Source organism: Ensifer sp. B1-9, from assembly GCF_050474445.1.
Taxonomy (GTDB): Bacteria; Pseudomonadota; Alphaproteobacteria; order Rhizobiales; family Rhizobiaceae; genus Ensifer.
In genome coordinates this window covers 19,075-42,450 of the sequence record NZ_JBCHVG010000032.1, presented here as the reverse complement: position 1 = coordinate 42,450, position 23,376 = coordinate 19,075, and the positions used below count along the sequence as shown (strand labels likewise).

Here is a 23,376-nt window from a genome sequence, read left to right as displayed (position 1 = left end):
GCGGCTCGACCTGGTCTTCGGTCTCGACGAGGATGGCGCGGTCGGCGCCCATGGCGAGCGCGGTCCTGAGCGTCTCTTCGGCCTTGGCCGGACCGACGGAAACGACGACGACTTCACTCGCCTTGCCGGCTTCCTTCAATCGCAGCGCCTCTTCGACCGAGATTTCGTCGAACGGGTTCATCGACATCTTCACATTCGCAAGCTCGACGCCCGAACCGTCTGCCTTCACGCGGATCTTGACGTTGTAGTCAACCACCCGCTTCACCGTCACAAGTATTTTCATGGATTCTTCCCTCCAAGAGCTTTCGCAGGAAAATGCGCCTTAACGGAGCCGCCTGATTGTCGGTTGGCGACATCGATACGCGTTTTTTCTCCAATTACAATCGCTGTGCATGGCGCTAAATCGATATAACCCCGAGAATTGGAATGACGTTTACGTACACGTAAGATAGGCGGATGGCAAGCGGCTTCCGGGGCCGGTCGCCTGCGGGTCGTCAAGGCATGGCCAGTGTCAGGCAAGTCCTTGAAATGGCGCCCGATCCGCGCCGAACGAGTGGGAGCGGCGAGGGCGGGCTCAGGTCTGGCGCCCCCAGGGCATCGGCGGTTTTGTCGCATCCGCAGGCGGCTGTTGTCCGGCCGTAATGGGTTCCGCCTTATGCCGGACGGCGCGCGGCGTGACGAGGGTGCGGTCGAAAAGCGGCACATCGCGGCGTCGCAAAATGACCACCAGGACGAGGCCGGCAACTATGCCACCGACATGGGCGCTCCAGGAAACGCCGCTGCCGGGATCGACGACCAGCATCAAGAACTGCTGGCCGATCCAGAAGGCCAGCGGAATGGCGGCTGGCAGGGGCAGCGGGATGCGGAAGAACACCAGAACCCAGACCCGCACCTTCGGATGCAGAAGGAAATAGGCGGCAACGACGCCGGAGATCGCGCCGGATGCGCCGATCAGCGGCGCTTCGGAGGCCGGGTCGAAAAGCCCATGGGCAAGCGCTCCTGCGGCGGCGCAGAGGAGATAGAAGACGAGGTAGCGGAAATGCCCGAGCGCGTCCTCGACATTGTCGCCGAACACCCACAGAAACAGCATGTTCATCGCCAGATGCATGAAGTCGCCATGCAGGAAGGAATAGGTGATGAAGGTGAAGCCGTCGGGAACGATGACCAGCGAAGGGTCGAGCTGGGCATAGTCGAAGATGAGCGCCGGGATATAGCCGAAGCCGAGGATGGCCGCGTTGGCGAACTCCTCCGAGGCAATGGGGCCGGTGATCAGCCAGACGGCGATGTTGATGGCGATCAGGCTGATCGTGACGTACTGGACCTTGATGTGCTTCAGGGTGTTCGTATCGTGAAGCGGTATGAACATGCGGTCTCCCGAAGCGCGGATCATGCCACGGTTCCCATCCTGGTCGGGGGAACGATGTCGAAGCGGACGTTATCTGTTTTTTCCGGGAATCCAAAGGACGTCGGCTTGACCTTTGTCATTTGCCGAGCGCGCCGCGACGAACAGGAAATCGGAGAGCCGGTTGATATAGGCGATCGCTTCGGCACTGACGATCTCGCCTTCGACATTGGCGAGCGCCACCATCTGCCGCTCGGCCCGCCGCGCGACGGTGCGGGCGACATGCAGCGCGGCGGAAGCGGGGCTGCCGGCCGGAAGCACAAAGGAACGCAAGGGTTCGAGTTCGGCATTCAGCCGGTCGATTTCCGTCTCGAGCCAGGTCACCTGCGCCGCCACGATGCGGAGCGGCTCATATTGCGGCGGCTCGCCCGTATCCGGCGTCGCGAGATCGGCACCGAGATCGAAGAGGTCGTTCTGGATCCGCATCAGCGCGTCGTCGAGTGCGGAGATATCGGCCGTGTGCTGTCGCGCCAGGCCGACGAAGGCGTTGGTCTCATCGACCGCGCCATAGGCGTCGACCCTGAGGTCGCTCTTGAGGCGGCGCGGGCCGGCGACGAGCCCGGTGGTGCCATTGTCACCCGTCCGGGTGTAGATCTTGTTGAGCTTCACCATCTATCGTCACGATCCTCTAGAGCAATTCCAGGAAAGGTGTGGAACGGCTTTCCGTCCGGAATTGCGTCACCCAGGTCGGGCAATTCCAGGAAAGGTGGAACGGCTTTCCGTCCGGAATTGCGTCATCCAGGTCGGGCAATTCCAGGAAAGGTGTGGAACGGCTTTCCGTCCGGAATTGCGTCATTTAGGTCGGTCGACCGCCGCCGGTGAGCCACAGCGTCACCATGATCAGGACGATCGCGATCGCCTGCAACAGCACGCGTGCCTGCATCAGCTTGTTGGAGGTGTTGCCGCTGCCGCCCTTCGCCATGTTCACGAGACCACGGATCAGGACGATCACGACCAAGCCCATGATGAACAGGGTCAGGCCGGTAAAGAAGCTGGACATCGAACTCTTCCTTGCAATTCTACTTCAGCCAAGTCGGCCGATGATGCGATAAAACAATGCAGCCGGCAGGAGTTTTTTCAGAAGCGCGCCCTGCCTGGCGGGCCTTGTTACAATATAGTGCGGTTTGGGTTTCTTTGCTGTCAGCGCGTGCTTCAAAACCGCATAAACCGCATCGGGGCCGAGCTTGCCGGAGGCGGGTTTGCTCTCGCCCCTGAGGCGCCGCATCTGTCGTTCGTATTCGACGCGGTGCACCGAATTCTTGAGATCGATAAAGCGCTCGATATAGGCGATCGCATTGGTCGTGAAGTTGGAGGCGATCGGCCCGGGCTCGATGAGGCTCACCTCGATGCCGCTGCCGGCAAGTTCCATCTTGAGGGTGAGCGACAGCCCCTCGATCGCAAACTTGGAGGCGTTGTAGGCGCCACGCCAGCGATAGGGCACGATGCCGAGGATGGAGGAGCACTGCACGATGCGGCCGCTGCCGCGCGCCCGCATGGCCGGGATCACCCGCCGCGTCAGGTCGTGCCAGCCGATGACATTGGTTTCGAGTTGGAGCCGAAGCGCTTCGGTCGGCAGGTCCTCGACCGCACCCGCCTGGCCGTAGGCGCCGTTGTTGAACAGCGCGTCGATCCGTCCGCTGGAAAGCGCGAGCACTGTGTCGGCCAGGGCGGCGATGGTTTCCGGCTTGGTATAGTCCATCAGGAAGGTTTCGATGCCTTCGGCTTCAAGGGACTGGCGGTCTTCTTCCCGACGCACGGTGGCAAAGACCCGCCAGCCATCGGCATGGAGCGCGCGCGCGCAATAGGCGCCGATCCCGGATGAACATCCGGTGACAATGATTGTGGGGCGATCAGTCATCCGATCGATTCCTGTAGAAATCCTGCCTCCGTTTCCCATATTCATCGGCGGGATACAATTGAATTGCGCATGCCGGAACCCGCCAGCGTTGTCGCCATTGCGATCGTGTCAAACCAAGGAAACGGTACCGGGACGGCGGCGCGGGAATGTGCGGTCTCGGGGCCCTTTAGGATTGGAGTGGATGCCAGCATTCATACGCATCACCTGGAAAGTCGTATTCGATGCGCTCTGGCATTTCAGCCTCGATGACGGTTGGGCGATGGCAAGCCATGTGGCTCTGTCGTCGCTGCTTGCCGTCTTTCCCTTTCTGATCTTCGGTACCGCGCTTGGTAGCTTTCTCGGCGCCGATCAGTTCGCCGAAACGGCCGTGCACCTGATTTTCGACGCCTGGCCGGAATCGATCGCCAAGCCTGTCGCCGACGAGATCGTGCGGGTGCTGACGATCCCGCGCGGTGGGCTGTTGACCGTTTCCGTTCTTGCCGCGGCCTATTTCGCCTCCAACGGCGTGGAGGCGCTGCGCGTCTCGCTGAACCGCGCCTATCGTGTCAGCGAGAGCCGCTACTGGTACGTGACCCGGCTTGCGAGCCTCGGCTTCGTGCTCGCCGGCGTGCTGATCCTGGCGGCGCTCAGCATCCTCTTGGTCGCGGTGCCGCTGGCGGTGCGTTACGCCGGCGAATGGTGGCCATGGTTCGGCGGCGTGCTGGCAACCGTCGACAACTGGAGCCTGCCGCTCGCCCTGGTCGTTTTGACCGGTGGACTTCTGGTGTCGCATCTCTGGCTGCCCGATGGCCACCGCAAGGTGGTCGACGTGCTCCCCGGCATCGTGCTGACGCTCGTCTGCTGGACGATCGGCGCCTACGCCTTCGCTTCCTATCTCGCGACCTTCGCCACCTATGTCTCGACCTATGCGGGCCTGGCGTCGATCATGATCGTGCTCGTGTTCCTCTACATGATCGCGGCCATCTTCATTATCGGCGCCGAGATCAATGCCGCGATCCTGAAATACCGGGTCAAGCGTATGGTGCGGCGGAGCTTTCAGTTCCGCAATGGAAACGAGGCCGTTCGCGAAGAGCAGGATCTAGACGATTAATGCCCGGACCTCTTCCGGAGTGCGGCCGGCGGCGCGGAATGCCGCTATGCCGGTATCCTGGTTGCTCTTGGACAGCTTGCGGCCATCCGGTCCGAGGATCAGACGGTGGTGGTGATAAAGCGGCTGCGGCAGGTCCAGAAGCCGCTGCAGCAGCCGGTGCACGGAGGTCGCGTGATAGAGATCGCGGCCGCGCACGACATGGGTGACGCCCTGAAGCGCATCATCGACGACGACGGACAGATGGTAGCTCGACGGTGCATCGGAGCGCGACAGGATGACGTCGCCCCAGGCGGCAGGGTTGGCCAGGATGACGCCGGCTTCGTCCATTGGGCCGGCGCCGCTCTCGTCCCAGGTGAGGGGGGTGCCTCCGAGGAGGCTGATCGCCTTCTGCATGTCGAGCCGCCAGGCATAGGCTCTGCCGCTTGCGAGCAAGTCTGCTCGCTCGCTCGCCGAACAGGTGCGTTCGCGACCGGGATAGAGCGGGCTGCCGTCCGGATCGCGCGGCCAGGTCCGGCCGTCCGCCTCGGCCTCGGCGACGGCGGCCTTGATCTCGCCGCGGGTCATGACCGAGGGGTAGACCACGCCAAGCTCGTTCAGCCGTTCGAGCGCTGACGCATAGGCATCGAGGTGGTCCGACTGGCGGCGCACGGGGCGCTCCCAGTCCAGGCCGAGCCAGGCGAGATCCCTGGAGATCGCGGTCTCGAATTCCGGGCGGCAGCGGGTCTGGTCGATATCCTCGATGCGCAGCAGGAAGCGGCCGTTCGTGGCCTTCGCCATGTCGTGGTTCAGCATCGCGGAGAGCGCATGGCCGAGGTGAAGCAGGCCGTTCGGGCTGGGGGCAAAGCGGAAAACGGGTGGCGTGTCTGGCATCCTTTCCCTTTGCCATGGAAGCGGTATAAAAATCATCCGCTTTGTGGAGGCATCATGCGGATCATCCGGACACATGAGGATATCGAGGCCGGGCTTTCCGGTCTGGTGATGCTGGATGCGCGCCTGGAGCACGTGGTCGCCAAGGCCGGGCCGGTGCCGCTCCGGCGAACCGATCCGGGCTATCGCGGCCTTGCCAGCATCATCGTGTCGCAGATGGTCTCGAAGGTGAGTGCCGCGGCGATCTGGCGACGGATGGAGGAGAGGCTCGGCGAGGTCACGGCATCCGGGGTGATTTCGCTCAGCGATGAGGACTGCCGCGCAATCGGGCTTTCACGCGCCAAGGCGGATGCGCTGCGTCGCGTCGCCGACGTGGTGGTCGGAGGCGAGATCGATCTCGATGCGATCTGCGACGCCGAAGCGACCGAGGCGATCCGGGATCTGACGGCGATCAAGGGCGTAGGACGCTGGACGGCGGAGGTCTATCTCTTGTTTTGCGCCGGCCATCCAGATGTCTTCCCCTCCGGCGACGTGGCGCTGCAGAACGCGATCGGCCACGGACTGGGCCTCGAATTGCGCCCGACCGCACGCGAAATTGATTCGCTCGCCGCCTCCTGGTCGCCCTGGCGTAGCGTCGCCGCGCGGCTCTTCTGGGCCTATTACGCACAGGAAATGCGCCGCGATGCTGTTCCTGTGACACCTTGAAGGAAAAAGCGAATCCAGCGAGCGCATTTTTCTTTCCGGCTTCACAATCCTGTTGCAACGGGCCTAATATAGAAGGTGCAGATGCCGAATCGATCAGGAGAATACGCTTGACGATTGCAGTCTCACCACAGGCCTTACCAGCGCTCGTCTTGAACGCTGACTATCGGCCGCTGAGTTACTACCCCTTGTCGCTTTGGTCCTGGCAGGACGCGATCAAGGCCGTCTTCCTTGACCGCGTAAACATCCTTGCCGAGTACGAACATTCGGTGTCGTCTCCGAGTTTCTCGATGCGACTGCCGAGCGTTGTTTGCCTCAAGAGCTACGTGCAGCCCTCGCGCCACCCGGCCTTCACCCGGTTCAACGTGTTCCTGCGCGATAAATTCGAATGCCAGTATTGCGGTTCGCCCGACGATCTCACCTTCGATCACGTGGTGCCTCGCGCTCACGGCGGCCAGACGACATGGGACAACGTCGTCGCAGCCTGCTCTCCCTGCAATCTGCGCAAGGGCAGCAAGCTGCCGAAGCAGGCCGGCATGTTCCCGCACCAGAGGCCCTACCAGCCGACGGTACAGGACCTGCACAACAACGGCCGGCTCTTTCCGCCGAACCATCTGCATGAAAGCTGGATGGACTATCTCTACTGGGACGTCGAACTGCAGCCCTGACGCTGTTCGTGCCTTCTTGCCGGATCAAGCCCCGGAGCGGGATCAGGGCAGGTGCGTGCGTTCGCCAACCCTCGTCGGGTTGTCACGCGATGGTGTCGGTTTTCCTGGAGCGATCCGGGATCAGCGCGCCCTTGCAGCGCCGCGAAGCGCGATCGCTGCGAGGATCAGGCTGGCGATCACGTTCCATCCGGCGAAGGAAAGGCCGAGCACCCGCAATGCGGCTTCCGTGCAGGACGGGCCATGCTTTGAATCGAGGTCGCCGAGCAGGTCGCCGACATTGGACGACACGCCCTGCGCCGTCGTGGCACAGGTGGAAGGGCCTTCCCAGAAGTGCCATTCCGCGCCCGCGTGATAGACGCCCATGCCGGCGCCGACGAGCATCAGGATGCCGACGATGGCAAGCAGCGTGCGCGTCAGCCACACGGGCAGTTTCAGCGCGCTGGTGATGATGGCGAGGATGCCGACCGGAATGCCCCAGTAGTAGGGATCGCGCTGCAGCAGGCAGAGCGCGCAGGGGATATAGCCGCCAATATGCTCGAAGCCGAGCGCCCCGCCGACGGTTGCCGCCATGCCGAGGGTCACGACAGTGGCGATCAGCAGATGCTGGCGGGATTGGGTGGCGGCGTCGATCATCTATACCTCGCGGGCGGCAGGCCTATGGAAACCGGCACTTGCCGCAGTGCAAACTGGATGGCGTCTTCTTAGGCAGGATCACGCGCGCTGTAAATCGTGGTGGCCGCGACAGGTCCGCACGCTTTCGTGATTGTCCGCGTGGCATCTTGAAAATGATGGTTGACCATCGCGAAATCCTTCGTGTAAATCCGAGCCGCTGATATCGCATTTCCCTGAGCCCCATTGGCGGAATTGGTAGACGCGCTCGACTCAAAATCGAGTTCCGAAAGGAGTGCTGGTTCGACCCCGGCATGGGGCACCACCACAATACACTTTCTTCACATCCATCGTCGGTCCGACATGCCGGACGCCGCAGCGGTCATTGAACAGCCGCGCGCGAAAGTGTTAGGTGCGCTGCAGCACAAATCTGTCATGGCAGCGTCATGTTACCGAAAATCGAGACCTACGACGAACTCTACCGCGCCTTTCGCTGGCAGATCCCGGAAAAGTTCAATATCGGCGTGGCGGTCAGCGACGCCTGGGCTGCACGGGAGCCGGAGCGTGTCTGTCTTGAGCATTTCGATCCCGGTGGCGCCCATCGGACGCTGACCTATGGCGAATTCGCCCGGCAATCCTCCGCCTTCGCGCAAGGGCTCTCAGGCGAGGGCATTGCGCCCGGCGAGCGCGTCGCGATCCTGCTGCCGCAAGGGTTCGAGGCGGCAATTGCCCATGCGGGGATCTACAAGCTCGGCGCCATCGCGCTGCCGCTGGCGCTGCTCTTCGGTGTCGAGGCGCTCGAATACCGGCTGCGTGACGCCGGTGTTTCGGCTGTTGTCACCAACAACTTTGGCTTCGAGCGCGTGGCCGCAATCCGGGATCGGTTGCCGGAGTTGCGCCTGGTGGTGCTGGCGGAAGATCAGCCGCAGCCAGGTACGATTGCCTTTTCTTCGCTTGCCTCGCGTGATCCCGTTGGCTTTGTGCCGGCGGATACCGGCCCGGACGATCCGGCTTTGATGATCTACACCTCGGGTACTACGGGCCCGCCGAAGGGCGCGCTGCATGGACACCGTGTGCTGCTCGGCCATCTTCCGGGCTTCGAGTTCCATCATCACTTCCTGCCGCAGCCTGGCGACCGGATGTGGACGCCGGCGGACTGGGCCTGGGCGGGAGGGCTGCTCAATGCGCTTTTGCCGTCGCTGCTGCATGGCGTGCCCGTCGTGTCGTCGCCGGCGCAGAAGTTCGATCCGCATACGGCGTTTCGGATCTTGGAAGAGATGGACGTGCGCAACGCCTTCATTCCGCCGACGGCGCTCCGGCTGATGAAGGCGGTGGAGAAGCCGCGCGAGCACTACCGCCTCAATCTCCGGACCATCGGCTCGGCCGGGGAATCTCTCGGCCGCGAAACCTATGAATGGGCGAAGGCAGCGCTCGGCCTCGAAGTGAGCGAATTCTACGGCCAGACCGAGTGCAACATCGTCATCTCCTCGGCAGCCGATCTCGGCGTCGTCAAACCTGGATCGATGGGCAAGGCGGCACCCGGCCACCGGGTGGCGATCATCGACGGCGAGGGGCACGAACTGCCGCCCGGCAGTGTCGGCCAGGTGGCGGTGAAGCGGCCGGATCCGGTGATGTTCCTCGGCTATTGGGGCAACGAGGCGGCGACCGAGAAGAAGTTCATCGGCGACTGGATGACGACGGGCGACCAGGGCGTGATGGACGAGGAAGGGTATTTCACCTTCTTCGGCCGCGATGATGACGTCATCACCTCGTCCGGTTACCGCATCGGCCCCGGCGAAATCGAGGATTGCCTTGCCGGTCACCCGGATGTGCAACTGGCCGCTGCCGTCGGCAAACCCGATCCGGTTCGCACGGAGATCGTCAAGGCCTATGTCGTCCTGCGGCCGGGCGTGGACGGTGACGAGCGGGTCGCGGCCTCCATTCGCGAATGGGTAAAGACCCGGCTGTCGATGCACGAATATCCGCGCGAAATCGCCTTCGTCGACAGCCTGCCGCTGACGACCTCGGGCAAGGTTATCAGACGATTCCTGCGTGAACGGGCGGCAGCGGAGGCCCGCGGCGATTGAGGCCGCGAGCGGTCGCGCGGCTCAGCCGGAACGGCTCTCAATTTAGCGCCCGGCCAGTGCCTTGATCTTGTCGCGCAGCATGCGCGCCATGTTGCGGGTGTTGCGGTAGAGATGAAGCTGGGCTGCGACCTGGCGCACTTCGCGGTCACGGGTCTGCTGCAGCCCGATGACCAGCGTGCCCATCTCCTCGCGCTCCTGCCAGAAACGGCTCATGACCGGGTGATCCGGCACGGCGCAGGAATCGGAGCGGGCGATGTTGGCATCGTCGAGGTGCCATTCCGTCAGCTCGGCCAGCAGCAGCTTACCCGGGGAGAACTTGGCATAGCGTTCGTCATAGGCCGTCTTCCAGGTATAGGCCTCGCCCGACATCAGGAACACCACCATGGATGCGATCGCCCGGCCATCGAGGTCGAGCGTGTGGATGCGAACGCTGTCGCCGTCGGCAAGATTGGTGATCGCCTCGCGGGCAAAGGCCGCACGGAACCGGTCGAGCACCATGGCGCTGCGACCCTTTCCTTTCCATCCGGACGCTTCGAGCGCCAGGAATTCCTCCATGCGCAGGCGGATCTCGGCGGGTTGGCGGGCGACGGAATAGTTCAGCGCGCCCTGTTTTTCCAGGTTGTTCCACTGCCGCCGCAGCTCGCGGAAATGCGCCGGGCTGATGGCGTTGCGCAGATAGGTCGGCCCGTCGAGCAGGCTTTCGAGCATGGGGCGGCTGTAGGTGTCCGTTACCGTCAGCGGCAGGTTGCGGCCGATAGCGACGGCGCGCGTGAGGCGGGCCACCTTGCCGTTGAGGCGCATATCGGGAAGAACGAGCACCGAGGGCAGGCCGGTCGACGGAGCAGCGAAGGCTTCGAACAAGTTGTCGATGGTTTCGGCCGCATCCTCTGCGTCAAGCAGCGGGACGCCGAGCGGACCGAAAGGGTTGGACCAGGCGCGAATGATCGGCGCGCCGATCGAGAAGCCCGGCTTTTCGATCGAGAACGGCATCAGAAACCGCAACCGGCTGCGGCGTTCATCGTTGTCACGCATGATCGCGAGGCGGATCACCCGGTCTTCAAGACGGGGCATCGCGGGGGCGAGAAAGCGCCCGGTGAAGAAAACGTTCGGTTCCAGGGCCCGGTTCGACAGGAAGTCGAGCTCGCGCTGCAAATCGTAGCCGGCCTTCGCCGGGTAGATGGCGAGATGGCGTCCAGGGCGGCCGACCTCGATCATATGTTCCGCAGTCGGGCCTGCATCGCCAGATTGCGCCAGCCCGCCAAGGACTCGGGCGGCCCGGCTGTTTGCATCGCTCGGAAGATTGGTATTGCCGATCATGGATGGACAGTCCCGTTGTTATCATTACCGGCCTGCACGCTCGCGAAGGCGAAGAGCGCGAAGCCGAAGGTATGCCGGACGGCGATATGCAGCAACATCGCCTCGACGAACATTGCACCTGCGGTTGCAAGAGCGGCGCCGGTCAGTCCGAGAAGAGGAATGAGGCTGAGGTTGAGTGCGATGTTGGCAACCAGCGCGCCGGCGTAAAGGATCACGCAGAGCGTCTGCTGGCCCGCCATGGTCAGAAGCGTTTCCGCCGGCCCGACGAAGGCCTTGGCGAGAATGCCGCCGAAGAGGATCATCATCAAGGGCATGCCGGTGACAAAGGCAGGCCCGAAGAGCGAGAGCAGGAACGGGCCCGCGAGCAGGACCAGCGCGCCGACCAGCAGCGACGGCCAGAAGGCCCAACGCGCGCTTTCGATCGCGATACCCGCGAGCTGCCTGCGGTCACGGGCCATGGCGTTCGAAACGCGGGGGCCCGCCGCCGCCTTGACGGCGAACATGACGAAGTGCACCAGCGCCATGGTCTTGGCGGCGGCGAAATAGATCGCGACGTCATCGGGATCGAGATAGAGGCCGACGATCACGACGTCGGAGTTGGTCAGCAGAAAGCCGAAGCCATCGACCAGGAAGATGGGGATCGAAACCCGGAGCCAGCGGCCAAGCTCGATCCGCCGCGGCCCTACCACGTAACGCGAGCGGAGACGATAGGTCAGCACGAGGAACTGCGAGACGGTGGTGACATAGGCGGCGGCCATGGCCGCGACCATGGCTGTTTGCGCCGTGTGCGGCGCGCCCGCCGAGACCGCGGCCACCATGAAGGCGAGGACCAGCAGCGGGCGAATGATGAAGGTGGGGCTCATGGCGGAGAGCGCCCAGCCATGGGCCCGCGACGTTCCGTCCATGACGTCGCCAAGGGCGATCATCGGCAGGGTGAAGAGGCCGAGATGGAGCGGCACGAGATAATAGGCCTCGATGCGCTCTGAAAAGAGCCAGATGCCGAGCAAGCCGACGACGGCGACCGCGGTGGCGGAGGTGAGGGCAAAAACACGCACTGCCGTCGTCACGCCACGGATTTCGTCGAGCGCAGCAGTCGCCTGATACTCCGGCAGGAAGCGGATCACGACGGAATGGAAGCCGACGCAGGAGAGGCTGCCGAAGAGGATTACCAGGACCCAGACGAAGACGAAGATGCCGTATTCGAACTCGCCCATCATCCGGGCCAGGATGATCTGCGACAGGAAAGCGATGGCTGCGCTGAGGATGCGAACCGTGAAGGCGACGAGCGCCATGCGGCGAGCCGTGTTCTTCACGTCGGAGCCGGTCAAGATGGCAGCAACTGCGCCGATCATCGCGGACAGGCGGTGTCTCATCGCCGACGGCAGCATTCGTCCGGCCGTTTGACATACCGCCATGAACACGAGAACACCCTGAGATTACGCAATACAGGGTTTCACTACTGCCAGAACAGCGTTAACAAACGGTTCAGTGCGGTTGTATTGGCGAGACGAGGCCATGCCGATAAGCGATGGTGAGCGAGAGCGGATGATGCGGGCGAAATCGATCGGCCCGCGCATGATCGGCTATCTCGAGGAGATCGGCATCGAGCGGCTTTCTGATCTGAAAACGGCCGATGCCGAGGAGCTCGCCTTCCGCATCAACGCCACGCTCGGCCGCCGCCACATCAATCGCACGGGCATTCACGCGCTCGAAAGCCTGATCGCCTACGCCAAGTCGTTCGATCGTTAAGGGCGTCGCTGTCTTTCAGATCAACTGCTTGCGCTTTGAGTTTCGATAGGCCGCTGCGCCCTTCTGCGCCTTGGAGTGCGAGTAAGCGGAAACGAAAATGCCGCCCGAAGGCGGCATTTCTGCAAAAGGGCATGGGCGCCGGGCGAAACCCCAGGCTATCCCTCGTCTCGCTTATGCCTCGTAGACGCCGTGGCAGTGCTTGTACTTCTTGCCGGACCCGCAGGGGCAGAGCTCGTTGCGCGAGACCTTGCCCCAAGTCGACGGATCGTTCGCATCGCGTTGCACGGGAGCGGGGGCCAGAAGCGTTCCAGCGTCGCCACCGAAATCGTCTTCGCCGGTCAGCGGGTCGATATGGTGGCCGTGCATGACCGGCGGTGCCGGCTGCGGCGCTTCGGCGGCTTCGCGCACCAGTTCGACGCGCATGAGTTGTGCGGTTACCGCCTGGCGCAGGTTGCCGAGCAGAGCCTGGAACAGTTCGAAAGCCTCGGACTTGTATTCCTGCAGCGGATCGCGCTGTGCGTAGCCGCGGAAGCCGATGACCGAGCGCAGGTGGTCGAGATTGACGATATGCTCGCGCCAGAGATGGTCGAGCGTCTGCAGCACGACCGAGCGTTCGACATATTGCATGATCTCGAGGCCGAAGCGTTCGGCGCGATCCGCCGCTTCTTTCTCGGCAGCGGCGGTGACGCGCTCGAGAATATCGGCCTCGTCGATGCCCTCCTCGGCAGCCCATTCGACGACCGGCAGGTCGAGATTGAGGTATTGCTGAACGTCGGCCTTCAGACCTTCGACATCCCACTGCTCGGCATAGGCGCGCTCCGGGATGCGCTTGCTGACCATGTCCTCGATGACTTCGGTGCGCATGTCGGTCACGGTTTCAGTGACGTTTTCGGCATCCATCAGCTCAATGCGCTGCTCGAAGATCACCTTGCGCTGATCGTTGAGAACGTCGTCGTATTTCAGGAGGTTCTTGCGGATATCGAAGTTGCGTGCTTCGACCTTCTTCTGGGCGCGCTCGAGCGCCTTGTTGATCCAGGGATGGACGATCGCTTCGCCTTCCTTGAGGCCCAGCTTCTGCAGCATGCTGTCCATGCGGTCAGAGCCGAAGATCCGCATCAGGTCGTCCTGGAGCGACAGGTAGAACTTCGAACGGCCCGGGTCGCCCTGACGGCCGGAACGGCCGCGAAGCTGGTTGTCGATGCGGCGGCTCTCGTGACGCTCGGTCGCGAGGACGTAGAGGCCGCCGGCAGCAAGCGCTTGCTCCTTCAGCTTCTGCACTTCGGCGCGGATCGCTTCGATGCGCTGGTCGCGCTCCGGACCGGGCTCGACGTCGGCAAGCTCCTGCTGGATGCGCATGTCGACGTTGCCGCCGAGCTGAATGTCGGTACCACGACCGGCCATGTTGGTGGCGATCGTGACCGCACCCGGCACGCCGGCCTGGGCGACGATGAAGGCTTCCTGCTCGTGATAGCGGGCGTTCAGGACCTGGAACTTACCGAATCCGGACTTCTTGAGGAGATCCGCAAGCTGTTCGGACTTTTCGATCGAGGTCGTACCGACCAGCATCGGCTGGCCGCGCTCATGCGCCGACTTGATCTCGTCGATGATGGCTTTCAGCTTTTCGCCCTGCGTACGATAGACCTCGTCGTCCTCGTCGATACGCTTGATCGGCAGGTTGGTTGGCACTTCGACCACTTCGAGGCCGTAGATGTTGCCGAACTCTTCCGCTTCGGTTGCCGCCGTGCCGGTCATGCCGCCGAGCTTGGAATACATGCGGAAGTAGTTCTGGAAGGTGATCGAGGCGAGGGTCTGGTTCTCGGGCTGGATCTGCACCTTTTCCTTGGCTTCGAGCGCCTGGTGCTGGCCTTCGGAATAGCGCCGTCCCGGCATCATGCGGCCGGTAAACTCGTCGATGATGACGATCTCGCCGTTGCGGACAATGTAGTCCTTGTCGCGGGTGAAGAGCTTGTGGGCCTTCAATGCGTTGTTGACGTGATGGACGATCGCGACGTTTTCGATGTCGTAGAGCGATTCACCCTTCAAGAGACCCGCCTGACGCAGCAGGTTCTCGAGCTTCTCCGTGCCATCTTCCGAGAAGTTGGCGGAGCGCTGCTTCTCGTCGATTTCGTAGTCCTCGGGCGAAAGCAGCGGGATGAAATCGTTGATCGTGTTGTAGAGATCGGAGCGGTCGTCGAGCGGACCGGAGATGATCAGCGGCGTGCGCGCTTCGTCGACCAGGATCGAGTCCACTTCGTCGACGATGGCGAAGAAGTGACCGCGCTGGACCATCTGTCCGCGTTCGTACTTCATGTTGTCGCGCAGATAGTCGAAGCCGAGCTCGTTGTTGGTCGCGTAGGTGATGTCGCAGGCGTAGGCGTCGCGGCGTTGCTCGTCGGTCAGACCGTGGACGATGACGCCGGTCGTCATGCCGAGGAAGCTGTAAACGCGGCCCATGGTGCCGGCGTCGCGCTGGGCGAGGTAGTCGTTGACGGTAACGACGTGCACGCCCTTGCCGGCAAGTGCATTGAGGTAGACGGGGAGGGTCGCGACGAGGGTCTTGCCTTCACCGGTCTTCATTTCGGCGATAGCACGTTCGTGGAGGATCATGCCGCCGATGAGCTGGACGTCAAATGGACGCAGACCGAGGACGCGGTGAGCAGCTTCGCGCACGACGGCGAAGGCCGGAACCAGGAGGTCATCGAGCGTCTTGCCCTCTTCCAGCTGCTTGCGGAATTCCACCGTCTTGGCTGCGAGCGCCTCATCCGACATGGCCTTCATTTCGGCTTCAAGAGCGTTGATGGCATCCACCCGACCCTTGTAGCCGCGCACGCGGCGATCATTGGCGGAACCAAACAACTTGCGGGCTATGCCGCCGAGACTGACCATATGAATGGTCCTTTCTTTTTTGTTGCCTGGGGTCCCGTGGCCGCGCCGCAAAAACCGCGCAATGCCGCGAAACGCCCGGAAACTGTTCTGGACGCGAGGTTGCGTGACAGATAAGAGGGGGGTCGAATTATGTCAACGCACTTGCACTGCCGGACGGCTACAGAACCGCCACATTCTGGTGGTGTGCAGCCGCTACAAGCCGGACGCAATCGCGCTGAAGGCCAATTGAAAGGTAAGTGAGCATGTCCAAGTTGAAAACCCTGGCCGGCGCGGCACTGGTTGCGGCAATGGTCGTTCATGGTGGCGCGCGGGCGGAAGACGCCGATCCGGTGATCGCCAAGGTTGGCGGCGAGGAAGTGCGTCAGTCCGAACTCAACCTGGCGCTTGGTGGTCTTGACCCGCAGCTTCAGCAGATGCCGGACGAACAGAAGCGTGCCGCCGCCCTTTCGGCGATCATCGACGTCAAGCTCCTGTCGAAGACGGCCGAAAAGGAAGGCCTGCAGGAGGATGCGACCTTCAAGCAGCGCGTCGCCTACCTGACCGCGCGCGAACTGCACAACGCCTACTTCAAGAAGCACGTGGTCGACGCGATCACCAAGGAAGAGGTGAAGGCGCGCTACGACAAGGAGATCGCGGCGATCCCGGCGCAGGAAGAGGTGAAGGCGCGCCATATCCTGGTCAAGACCGAGGATGAGGCCAAGGAAATCATCAAGGAACTCGACGCCGGCAAGAGCTTCGTCGAACTGGCCAAGGCGAAGTCTTCCGATCCGAACAAGGACGATGGCGGCGATCTCGGCTACTTCACCAAGGGCCGCATGGTGCCGGAATTCGAAGCGGCTGCCTTCGCTCTCGAAAAGGGTGCCTACACCAAGACCCCGGTCAAGACGCAGTTCGGCTTCCACGTGATCCTGGTCGAAGACAAGCGCCCGCAGGCTCCGCCGACGCTGGAGCAGGTCGAGCCGCAGGTTCGTCAGCTTGTCATGCGTGACAAATACGTTGAGCTGCTTGCTGCCGCCAAGAAGGATGCAAGCGTCGAGATTTCCGATCCGGCTCTGAAGAAGGCCTATGACGAGGCCAACAAGGCGCAGGGAACTCAGGAAGCCAAGTAATTCGATCGGCAGGTCCTGCCATTGGCGGGGGCCTGCCATCACCGCTTTTCGCTGATGCCCGGCGGTGAAAACCGTTCGGGCATTTGTCGCAAGATAGATCGGGAGCGGGTTCGGTTGTAAACCGCTCCAGATTTTTGTTCTTACGCATTTCCTGACGGAAAGCCGCTACGCAGTTTTCCTGGAAATGCTTTGGCCCCAACACGTCACAGCAGGTTTCCCATGTCCGGCTCAGTCTCCCCGCTCGCTCCGAAAACCTTCGCCGAAATGCCGTCCGTACGCGGTGTCCGCATGGCGACCGCTGCCGCCGGCATCAAGTACAAGAACCGCACCGACGTGCTGATGATGGTGTTCGACAAGCCGGCCGCCGCCGCCGGCGTTTTCACCCGCTCCAAATGCCCCTCCGCTCCGGTCGATTTCTGCCGCCAGAACCTGGCCGGCGGCGTCGCGCGCGCCGTCGTCGTCAACTCCGGCAACGCCAATGCCTTCACCGGCAAGAAGGGACGCGAGGCGACGGCGCTGACCGCGAAGTCGGCGGCGAAGGCGGTCGGCTGCGCTGAGAGCGAAGTTTTCCTCGCTTCCACCGGCGTCATCGGCGAGCCGCTTGATGCAACCAAGTTTGCCGGCGTACTCGACGATCTGGCGGCGGCCGGCAAGGAAGATTTCTGGTTCGAAGCCGCCAAAGCGATCATGACGACGGACACCTATCCGAAGGTCGCCACCCGCACGGCCGAGATCGGCGGCGTCAAGGTCACGATCAACGGCATTGCCAAGGGCGCCGGCATGATCGCGCCCGACATGGCGACGATGCTCTCCTTCGTGGTCACCGACGCAGACATTGCCCCGGCAGCGCTGCAGGCCCTGCTTTCGGCCGGCGTCGGCCCGACCTTCAACTCGGTCACCGTCGATAGCGACACGTCGACCTCCGACACGCTGATGCTCTTTGCGACGGGGGCTGCAGCAGCAGACGGACAGCCGACGATCTCCGACGCGGCTGACGCGCGCCTCGATGCCTTCCGTGTGGCGCTGAATGATCTGCTGCACGACCTGGCGCTCCAGGTCGTGCGTGACGGCGAAGGCGCGCGCAAGATGGTCGAAGTCACGGTCGAAGGTGCTGAAAACGACGCGGCGGCCAAGCGCATCGCGCTCTCCATCGCCAACTCGCCGCTCGTCAAGACTGCCGTCGCCGGCGAGGACGCCAACTGGGGCCGCGTGGTCATGGCTGTCGGCAAGTCCGGTGAGATGGCCGAACGCGATCGTCTGGCGATCTGGTTCGGCGATGTGCGCGTGGCCGTCGACGGCGAGCGTGATGCCACCTATTCGGAAGCGGCAGCCACTGCCGTCATGAAGGCCGAGGACATCACGATCCGCGTCGACATCGGCCTCGGATCCGGCCGCGCTACGGTCTATACCTGCGACCTGACGAAGGAATATGTCGAGATCAACGGCGACTACCGGAGCTGAGGTTCCGGTCCAGGCTGGCTACAGCGCCGCGCGTCTTATCAGACGCGCAAAGGTCGCTGTAGCACTTTGATTTGCTGCTGTCTTCGTCCTTAAATCGAGGCCGATTTGAGGAGACATGCAGTAGGGGCAACAAGATGACATCGAGTGATACTCGGCCGGCGGGCGACGTCGCGGCCGAAGGTGGGGAAGTGGTAATGGTTGATCTCCCGAGCGTGCGCCGTCTCGAGGCCGTGGGCTTCCGGGCCTGGCCGGCAGCGTCGGTGCAATATGACGGAAGCTGGCTGATCCGGCTCAATGCAGGGCATGATTCCAAGCGTCTCAACTCCGTCAACCCACTCGATCCATCCGACTATCGCGACATCCCGGTGCGCCTTGAAAAGGCGGCCCGGCGTTTTGCCGACTACGGTCGACCTCTGACCGTGCGCCAGACGCCGCTGACGCCGCCGCAACTCGTTGCCCATATGGATGCGGAAGGCTGGACGGCCTTCAGTCGCAGTCTGGTGATGACGACCGATCTTGCCGAGCGTGAATTCGGCGAGGGCATCGACCATTTGCCGATCAAGGACACCGGCCGCTTCGTCGATGCCTGCATCGGTATCGCCAAGGGCGATCCGAAGAGAAAGGCCGCGCTCGCCGAGATCATCAATGCGATCAAGCCGGAAAGCGGCCTCTTCCTGTTCGAAGATGCCGAGACCGGGCCTACCGCCGTGGCTCTCGTCGTTCAGGACAACGATCTCGCCGGCATCATGCAGTTTGCCGTGGACGCACGGGTCCGCGGGCGCGGCGTCGGCAAGGCGATGCTCGACGTCTGCCTGCGTTGGGCACGTCTGCGCGGCGCCAGGAAAGCCTGGCTGCAGGTCGAGGCGGAGAACAGCGCGGCGCTGGCGCTCTATCGTGGCGCCGGTTTCTCCGAGGTCTACAGCTACATCTACAGAACGCCTGGGGCTTGAGGTCATGGACGTCAACGGAAAGAAGATCGTGCTCGTTGCGGCCTGTGCTCTGGTCGATGCCGACGGCCGGATCCTGCTGGCGCAGCGGCCGGAAGGAAAATCGCTGGCCGGTCTCTGGGAGTTTCCGGGCGGCAAGGTCGAAGCCGGCGAGACACCCGAGGAAACCCTGATCCGTGAATTGGACGAGGAACTCGGCATCCGCACCAAGGTCGCCTGCCTGGCGCCCCTGACCTTCGCCAGTCACACCTATGAGGACTTCCATCTGCTGATGCCGCTCTATGTCTGCCGGCGCTACGAAGGGGTGGCGACGGGGCGGGAAGGCCAGGCTATCAAATGGGTGCGGCCGAAGGCCTTGCGCGACTATCCGATGCCGCCGGCGGACGAGCCGTTGATCCCGTTTCTTATGGATTTGCTCTGAACCTACCTGAAATCTGATTGATTATTAATCGATCGTTTATCTCCCTCGCGCAAAGATAGCTCAATTCATTTTCGGTACGCATTGTTGGTGAACGGCGTATTGATTTCAGGCAGTACGGTGGAACCAAGCTTGGGAAGGGCGCTTGCGTTCGCCGTGCTTTGTGCGTGTGTGAGGCTGGGATGGTGGACGACGATTTCTGGAGCACGGTTCAGGAAAAGGATCTGATGAACAATCAGTCCCGCCGGACGGGTGTGCTCAATCTGTCCCTGCTGTTTGGAACGGCAGTGATCGCTCTGACGCTGATCCTGACGCCGATGCTTTCTTCGAAGAACGACAGGCGCATCATGGCGAACACACCCGTCGATTACGACAATATTTCCACCGGCTCCATCCCTTCGAGCGGGACGACCAAGCGCTATACGGTCCGGCGCAGCGTGCTGCAGGAAATGCCTGGGGCGGTCTGCATCATCGATGCGGACGGCCGCAAGAGCGGATGCTGAACTAACGCCATCCGGTTTTCCGGTGCGTTTCGGAACACGAACCAGACTGGGGACGCATGGAAAAGCTGAGACGCCTCTTTCGCGACGCAAGCGCTGCCACCGCGGTCGAGTACGGCCTCATCGCTGCCATCATCTCCGTCAGCCTGCTTCTTGGTCTCGAACAGGTCCGCGACGCGCTCACGACCGTCCTCAACGTGCTGGCGACGACATTCCAGAACGCACAGGTCTGAAGACCTCGCCGGAACGAACGCTGCCGTCGTCCGTCAGAGCGGCTGCTCCTTCGTGCCGAGTGCAGTCGACAGCCGCTGCTTCGCGGAGCCCGGTTTCAGCGGCTTCTGCTGGCTCTCATGCGGAGCCCATCCGGACAGGTATATGACCGAGAATGTCGCGCGAACGCGCCCGTCCGGATCGGAGAAGCGCTCGGCATAGATTTCCGCGGCCCGCAGAAAGAAGCGCCGCGAGACGGGCACGCGGCTTCGTGCTGTCAGCGGGCTGGTCATGCCCATGGCGCGCAAGTCGCGGATCAGGGCAAACAGCGAATCGTAACGCACCGTGTAGGTTTCGGTGTCGGCGACCGGCAGCGCGAAGCCGGCGCGCTGCAGCAGGGCGCCGATATCGCGGACGTCGGCGAAGGGAATGACGCGCGGACTGGCGCCGCCCGTCAGCTCCGCCTCGGCGGCCAGAAGCGCCTCGCGCAGTTCCTGCAGCGTGCCGCTGCCGGGGATGGCGGCGAGGAAGAGCCCATCCGGTTTCAGCACCCGACGAACCTGGATGAAGGCGCCCGGCGTATCATTGGTCAGGTGCAGGGAGAGCGGCGAAACCACCAGGTTGAAGCTCTCCGCTTCGCCTGGAACCTCTTCGAGCGGGGCGATCGTTACCGATGCCTGGTCGGAGCCGAAACGCGCATCCGTTTCCACGCGCTCGACGGCACCGACCTTGCCGGTTGCCATGAGGTCCCGCGCCGTCTGCCCGGTATAGCCGTGCAGTTCCAGCGCGCGATCGAAGTGACGTTCGACCACGCTGACGCGTTCGGCGAGTTCCTGTGCGACGATATCGAGAAGGAAGCCGGCTTTCGGATCGGCGTTTCTGAGCGCTCTTGCCCGATGCGCCTCGACGAGGCTCTGGTCAAAGATTTTTTCCACGATACTGTCTCCGCAAGCTGGCCAGCAAAGAGACCTTCGGAGGTTCAAAGTCAACAGCATGGCATGGGAGAGACCGCTGTTTCCGGAGGAGGGGTGGGGGCGCTTGCTGCGGGGGCTCGTCTCAGGGGTCGTCGATATCGTCTATCCGCCAGTCTGCTGCGGCTGCGGCCGGATGGTTGGCGATCATCGCGCGGTTTGCGCCCCTTGCTGGTCGACCTTGCCGCTGATCGAGCGCCCCTATTGCGATATTCTTGGGACACCGTTTTCGGTCGACCATGGGCCGGCCTCGGTTTCGCCCGAAGCCATTGCCAATCCGCCCGCTTTCGATCGTCTGCGGTCGGTCGCAATCCATGAGGGCATCGCCCGCGATCTGGTGCATGGGCTGAAGTATCGCGACCGCACCGATCTCGCGCCGATGATGGCGGAGTGGATGATCCGAGCGAGCGACGGTGCGGTGGCCTCGGCCGACGCGATCATTCCGGTGCCATTGCATGCCTTCCGGCTCTGGAGGCGCCGGTTCAATCAATCGGCGGAACTGGCGCGGGCGGTGGCGCGGCTCTCCGGCAGGCCCTACCAAGCCGATGTGCTCATGCGTGTCCGACGCACGAGCCGGCAGGTGGGCCTTGCCCGGCAGGCCCGTGAAGACAATGTGCGCGGTGCCTTCGCGGTCTCGGAAAGCGGCAAAGCGGGTCTCCGTGGGAAAAGCGTCATTCTCGTTGACGATGTATATACGACCGGTGCAACCGTCTCGGCAGCGACCCGCGCGCTGAAACGGGCGGGAGCCGGACCGGTCACGGTTTTGACCTTTGCAAGAGCCATATCCGGTCCTATATGACAATCAGTTGTCCGGCACGGTTGCCGGCGAAGGAGCGAACCAGGATCATGGCTTCAGTGGTCATTTATACGCGTCAGTTCTGCGGTTATTGTTCGGCCGCCAAGAAACTACTGGAAACCAAGGGCGTGTCCTTCCTCGAACACGACGCTACCTATGATCCGACGGTTCGGCAGGTGATGATCGAGAAGGCGCACGGCGGCACGACGTTCCCGCAGATCTTCATCAACGACATCCATGTCGGCGGCTGTGACGACCTGCACGCGCTGGAACGGGCCGGCAAGCTCGACGCGATGCTTGCCGCCTGAAGCGCCTGACGACCCGATGTTTTGCAAGTCGCTAGAGCGAGAGAGGCTGTTCGCTCTGCAGCGGCGCGCGCCAGGAGTTAAAGCAAGATGACCTTCAAGGCCGCAGCCATTCAGATGTGTTCCGGCGTCGATCCGCGCAAGAATGCGGAGACGATGCTGCGACTGGTGCGTGAGGCGGCTGCCCAGGGCGCGACCTATATCCAGACGCCGGAAATGACCGGCGCGCTCCAGCGAGACCGGGCGGCTCTGCGCGCAGTCCTGAAGGACGAGGCAAACGACATCATTGCCGGCGAAGCGGCGAAGCTTGCCGGTGAACTCGGCATCTATCTCCATGTCGGCTCGACGCCGATCGCGCTTGCCGATGGCAAGATCGCCAATCGCGGCCTGCTGTTCGGGCCGGACGGCGGGAAGATCTGCGACTACGACAAGATCCACATGTTCGACGTCGACCTCGACAACGGCGAAAGCTGGCGGGAAAGCGCCGCCTATCAGCCCGGCAGCACGGCACGCATCGCCGATCTCGACTTCGGCAAGCTTGGTTTCACCATCTGCTACGACGTGCGCTTCCCGGAGCTTTTCCGGCAGCAGGCGGTGGCCGGCGCCGAGATCATGTCGGTGCCCGCCGCCTTCACACGCCAGACCGGCGAGGCACATTGGGAAATCCTGCTTCGTGCCCGTGCGATCGAGAACGGCCTCTTCGTCATCGCTGCTGCGCAAGGGGGCACGCATGAGGACGGGCGCGAGACCTTCGGCCACTCGATGATCATCGATCCCTGGGGCAGAGTGCTTGCTTCGGCCGGCCCGACCGGTGAGGCGATCGTGCTTGCCGAAATCGATGTCGCCTCCGTGCATTCGGCACGCGCCAAGATACCGAATTTGAAGAACGCCCGCAGTTTCGTGCTCAACGAAGTGGCGCCAACCGGGAAAGGAGGCGTCGCCGCTTGATCCGCTATACGCTTTCCTGTGACAATGGCCATTCCTTCGAGGGGTGGTTCTCGTCGAGTGACGATTTCGACCGCCAGGTCGACCGCAAGCTGATTTCCTGTCCTTCTTGCAGTTCAACATCCGTTGCCAAGCAACTGATGGCGCCGTCGGTCGCGACCGCGCGCAAGAAGGAGGCAACGCGGGCGGTGATCATGGACCAGGCGCAGAAGGAAACGATCGCCAAGATCCGCGAATTGGTAAAGACCGTGCGCGAGAACGCCGAGGATGTCGGCGAGCGCTTCCCCGAGGAGGCGCGCAAGATCCATTATGGCGAAGCGGAAGAACGCGGCCTGATCGGCAAGGCGACGGCGGAAGAGGCCGTAGCGCTTCTCGAAGAAGGAATTGCGGTCGCGCCGCTGCCGATCTTGCCGGACGAGGCCAACTGACGCGCGGCCCAACGCCTGTCCGATGCTGCAAACTTTGCCGACGGCACTTTA

At 62.8% G+C, this 23,376-nt stretch carries 26 protein-coding genes and 1 tRNA gene; 16 read left to right on the top strand and 11 right to left on the bottom strand.

Features of this window, described 5'->3' with window-relative positions:
* The 5 genes from ACQ5BM_RS34180 to ACQ5BM_RS34160 all read right to left on the bottom strand — a co-directional run.
* A partial coding sequence (locus ACQ5BM_RS34180) for an electron transfer flavoprotein subunit beta/FixA family protein (RefSeq protein ID WP_429819692.1) occupies window positions 1–283 on the bottom strand: 283 nt, incomplete at its 3' end.
* Window positions 284–574: 291 nt separating this feature from the next.
* A complete protein-coding gene (locus tag ACQ5BM_RS34175) occupies window positions 575–1,366 on the bottom strand; it encodes a rhomboid family intramembrane serine protease (protein ID WP_429820716.1) in 792 nt (263 codons plus the stop codon).
* Window positions 1,367–1,435: 69 nt separating this feature from the next.
* On the bottom strand, window positions 1,436–2,014 hold the full coding sequence (locus tag ACQ5BM_RS34170; protein WP_429820714.1) for a cob(I)yrinic acid a,c-diamide adenosyltransferase: 579 nt from the start codon (window positions 2,012–2,014) through the stop codon (window positions 1,436–1,438).
* A gap of 184 nt (window positions 2,015–2,198) precedes the next feature.
* A complete protein-coding gene (locus tag ACQ5BM_RS34165) occupies window positions 2,199–2,402 on the bottom strand; it encodes a twin transmembrane helix small protein (protein ID WP_429820712.1) in 204 nt (67 codons plus the stop codon).
* 24 nt (window positions 2,403–2,426) lie between these two features.
* Entirely contained in the window at window positions 2,427–3,260 is an 834-nt protein-coding gene (locus ACQ5BM_RS34160) for an SDR family oxidoreductase (protein ID WP_429820710.1), read from the bottom strand.
* Window positions 3,261–3,441: 181 nt separating this feature from the next.
* Here ACQ5BM_RS34160 and ACQ5BM_RS34155 point away from each other — a divergent pair, with 181 nt between their 5' ends.
* Complete coding sequence (locus tag ACQ5BM_RS34155; RefSeq protein ID WP_429820708.1) at window positions 3,442–4,350, top strand: YihY/virulence factor BrkB family protein; 909 nt, start codon at window positions 3,442–3,444, stop codon at window positions 4,348–4,350.
* On the opposite strand, the gene gluQRS is transcribed toward ACQ5BM_RS34155, so the two are convergent.
* Window positions 4,339–5,220 (bottom strand): tRNA glutamyl-Q(34) synthetase GluQRS, encoded by an 882-nt coding sequence (gene gluQRS, locus ACQ5BM_RS34150; protein WP_429820706.1) that lies wholly within the window; start codon window positions 5,218–5,220, stop codon window positions 4,339–4,341. The two genes, ACQ5BM_RS34155 and gluQRS, sit on opposite strands and share 12 nt — an antisense overlap.
* A gap of 54 nt (window positions 5,221–5,274) precedes the next feature.
* Between gluQRS and ACQ5BM_RS34145 the strand changes: the two genes are divergently transcribed.
* Both ACQ5BM_RS34145 and ACQ5BM_RS34140 read left to right on the top strand, forming a co-directional pair.
* Entirely contained in the window at window positions 5,275–5,922 is a 648-nt protein-coding gene (locus ACQ5BM_RS34145; protein WP_429820704.1) for a DNA-3-methyladenine glycosylase family protein, read from the top strand.
* A 107-nt stretch (window positions 5,923–6,029) separates the two neighbouring features.
* Entirely contained in the window at window positions 6,030–6,587 is a 558-nt protein-coding gene (locus ACQ5BM_RS34140) for an HNH endonuclease (RefSeq protein WP_043623031.1), read from the top strand.
* 120 nt (window positions 6,588–6,707) lie between these two features.
* Here ACQ5BM_RS34140 and ACQ5BM_RS34135 read toward each other — a convergent pair whose 3' ends face one another.
* The gene (locus ACQ5BM_RS34135) at window positions 6,708–7,220 is read right to left on the bottom strand and encodes a disulfide bond formation protein B (RefSeq protein ID WP_429820702.1); all 513 of its coding nucleotides are present in this window, start codon (window positions 7,218–7,220) and stop codon (window positions 6,708–6,710) included.
* Between the two features lie 216 nt (window positions 7,221–7,436).
* Between ACQ5BM_RS34135 and ACQ5BM_RS34130 the strand changes: the two genes are divergently transcribed.
* Both ACQ5BM_RS34130 and ACQ5BM_RS34125 read left to right on the top strand, forming a co-directional pair.
* Window positions 7,437–7,521: transfer RNA gene (locus tag ACQ5BM_RS34130), tRNA-Leu, on the top strand.
* A 121-nt stretch (window positions 7,522–7,642) separates the two neighbouring features.
* Window positions 7,643–9,283, top strand: coding sequence for an AMP-binding protein (locus ACQ5BM_RS34125; protein WP_429820700.1), 1,641 nt, complete (start codon window positions 7,643–7,645; stop codon window positions 9,281–9,283).
* Between the two features lie 42 nt (window positions 9,284–9,325).
* Here the strand turns inward: ACQ5BM_RS34125 and ACQ5BM_RS34120 are convergent, their stop codons facing one another.
* Both ACQ5BM_RS34120 and ACQ5BM_RS34115 read right to left on the bottom strand, forming a co-directional pair.
* Window positions 9,326–10,600 (bottom strand): GNAT family N-acetyltransferase, encoded by a 1,275-nt coding sequence (locus ACQ5BM_RS34120; RefSeq protein WP_429820698.1) that lies wholly within the window; start codon window positions 10,598–10,600, stop codon window positions 9,326–9,328.
* Entirely contained in the window at window positions 10,597–11,988 is a 1,392-nt protein-coding gene (locus ACQ5BM_RS34115) for a lipopolysaccharide biosynthesis protein (RefSeq protein WP_429820696.1), read from the bottom strand. The genes ACQ5BM_RS34120 and ACQ5BM_RS34115 overlap by 4 nt, the downstream gene beginning before the upstream one ends.
* Before the next feature lie 127 nt (window positions 11,989–12,115).
* Here ACQ5BM_RS34115 and ACQ5BM_RS34110 point away from each other — a divergent pair, with 127 nt between their 5' ends.
* On the top strand, window positions 12,116–12,349 hold the full coding sequence (locus tag ACQ5BM_RS34110; RefSeq protein ID WP_429820694.1) for a hypothetical protein: 234 nt from the start codon (window positions 12,116–12,118) through the stop codon (window positions 12,347–12,349).
* A gap of 171 nt (window positions 12,350–12,520) precedes the next feature.
* On the opposite strand, the gene secA is transcribed toward ACQ5BM_RS34110, so the two are convergent.
* The gene (gene secA / locus ACQ5BM_RS34105; RefSeq protein WP_429820692.1) at window positions 12,521–15,235 is read right to left on the bottom strand and encodes a preprotein translocase subunit SecA; all 2,715 of its coding nucleotides are present in this window, start codon (window positions 15,233–15,235) and stop codon (window positions 12,521–12,523) included.
* A 242-nt stretch (window positions 15,236–15,477) separates the two neighbouring features.
* Between secA and ACQ5BM_RS34100 the strand changes: the two genes are divergently transcribed.
* From ACQ5BM_RS34100 to ACQ5BM_RS34075, 6 genes are all read left to right on the top strand, one after another.
* Window positions 15,478–16,344: a peptidylprolyl isomerase gene (locus ACQ5BM_RS34100; RefSeq protein WP_429820689.1), complete on the top strand. Its 867-nt coding sequence runs from the start codon at window positions 15,478–15,480 to the stop codon at window positions 16,342–16,344.
* 219 nt (window positions 16,345–16,563) lie between these two features.
* Window positions 16,564–17,805 (top strand): bifunctional glutamate N-acetyltransferase/amino-acid acetyltransferase ArgJ, encoded by a 1,242-nt coding sequence (argJ, locus tag ACQ5BM_RS34095; RefSeq protein WP_429820686.1) that lies wholly within the window; start codon window positions 16,564–16,566, stop codon window positions 17,803–17,805.
* A 134-nt stretch (window positions 17,806–17,939) separates the two neighbouring features.
* A complete protein-coding gene (locus ACQ5BM_RS34090) occupies window positions 17,940–18,755 on the top strand; it encodes a GNAT family N-acetyltransferase (protein ID WP_429820683.1) in 816 nt (271 codons plus the stop codon).
* Between the two features lie 4 nt (window positions 18,756–18,759).
* Entirely contained in the window at window positions 18,760–19,173 is a 414-nt protein-coding gene (gene mutT / locus ACQ5BM_RS34085; RefSeq protein ID WP_429820681.1) for an 8-oxo-dGTP diphosphatase MutT, read from the top strand.
* A gap of 179 nt (window positions 19,174–19,352) precedes the next feature.
* Complete coding sequence (locus ACQ5BM_RS34080) at window positions 19,353–19,673, top strand: hypothetical protein (RefSeq protein ID WP_173520573.1); 321 nt, start codon at window positions 19,353–19,355, stop codon at window positions 19,671–19,673.
* 56 nt (window positions 19,674–19,729) lie between these two features.
* Entirely contained in the window at window positions 19,730–19,903 is a 174-nt protein-coding gene (locus tag ACQ5BM_RS34075) for a Flp family type IVb pilin (RefSeq protein WP_429820679.1), read from the top strand.
* A gap of 33 nt (window positions 19,904–19,936) precedes the next feature.
* Here the strand turns inward: ACQ5BM_RS34075 and ACQ5BM_RS34070 are convergent, their stop codons facing one another.
* A complete protein-coding gene (locus ACQ5BM_RS34070; protein WP_429820677.1) occupies window positions 19,937–20,815 on the bottom strand; it encodes a methyltransferase domain-containing protein in 879 nt (292 codons plus the stop codon).
* Window positions 20,816–20,873: 58 nt separating this feature from the next.
* On the opposite strand from ACQ5BM_RS34070, the gene ACQ5BM_RS34065 reads away from it, so the two are divergent.
* From ACQ5BM_RS34065 to ACQ5BM_RS34050, 4 genes are all read left to right on the top strand, one after another.
* Window positions 20,874–21,650 (top strand): ComF family protein, encoded by a 777-nt coding sequence (locus tag ACQ5BM_RS34065; RefSeq protein WP_429820674.1) that lies wholly within the window; start codon window positions 20,874–20,876, stop codon window positions 21,648–21,650.
* Between the two features lie 47 nt (window positions 21,651–21,697).
* The gene (grxC, locus tag ACQ5BM_RS34060) at window positions 21,698–21,955 is read left to right on the top strand and encodes a glutaredoxin 3 (protein ID WP_173520577.1); all 258 of its coding nucleotides are present in this window, start codon (window positions 21,698–21,700) and stop codon (window positions 21,953–21,955) included.
* Window positions 21,956–22,042: 87 nt separating this feature from the next.
* Window positions 22,043–22,900 (top strand): carbon-nitrogen hydrolase family protein, encoded by an 858-nt coding sequence (locus ACQ5BM_RS34055; protein ID WP_429820672.1) that lies wholly within the window; start codon window positions 22,043–22,045, stop codon window positions 22,898–22,900.
* A complete protein-coding gene (locus ACQ5BM_RS34050) occupies window positions 22,897–23,325 on the top strand; it encodes a DUF1178 family protein (RefSeq protein ID WP_429820669.1) in 429 nt (142 codons plus the stop codon). Before ACQ5BM_RS34055 ends, ACQ5BM_RS34050 begins: the two co-directional genes overlap by 4 nt.
* The last annotated feature ends 51 nt before the right edge of the window (window positions 23,326–23,376 follow it).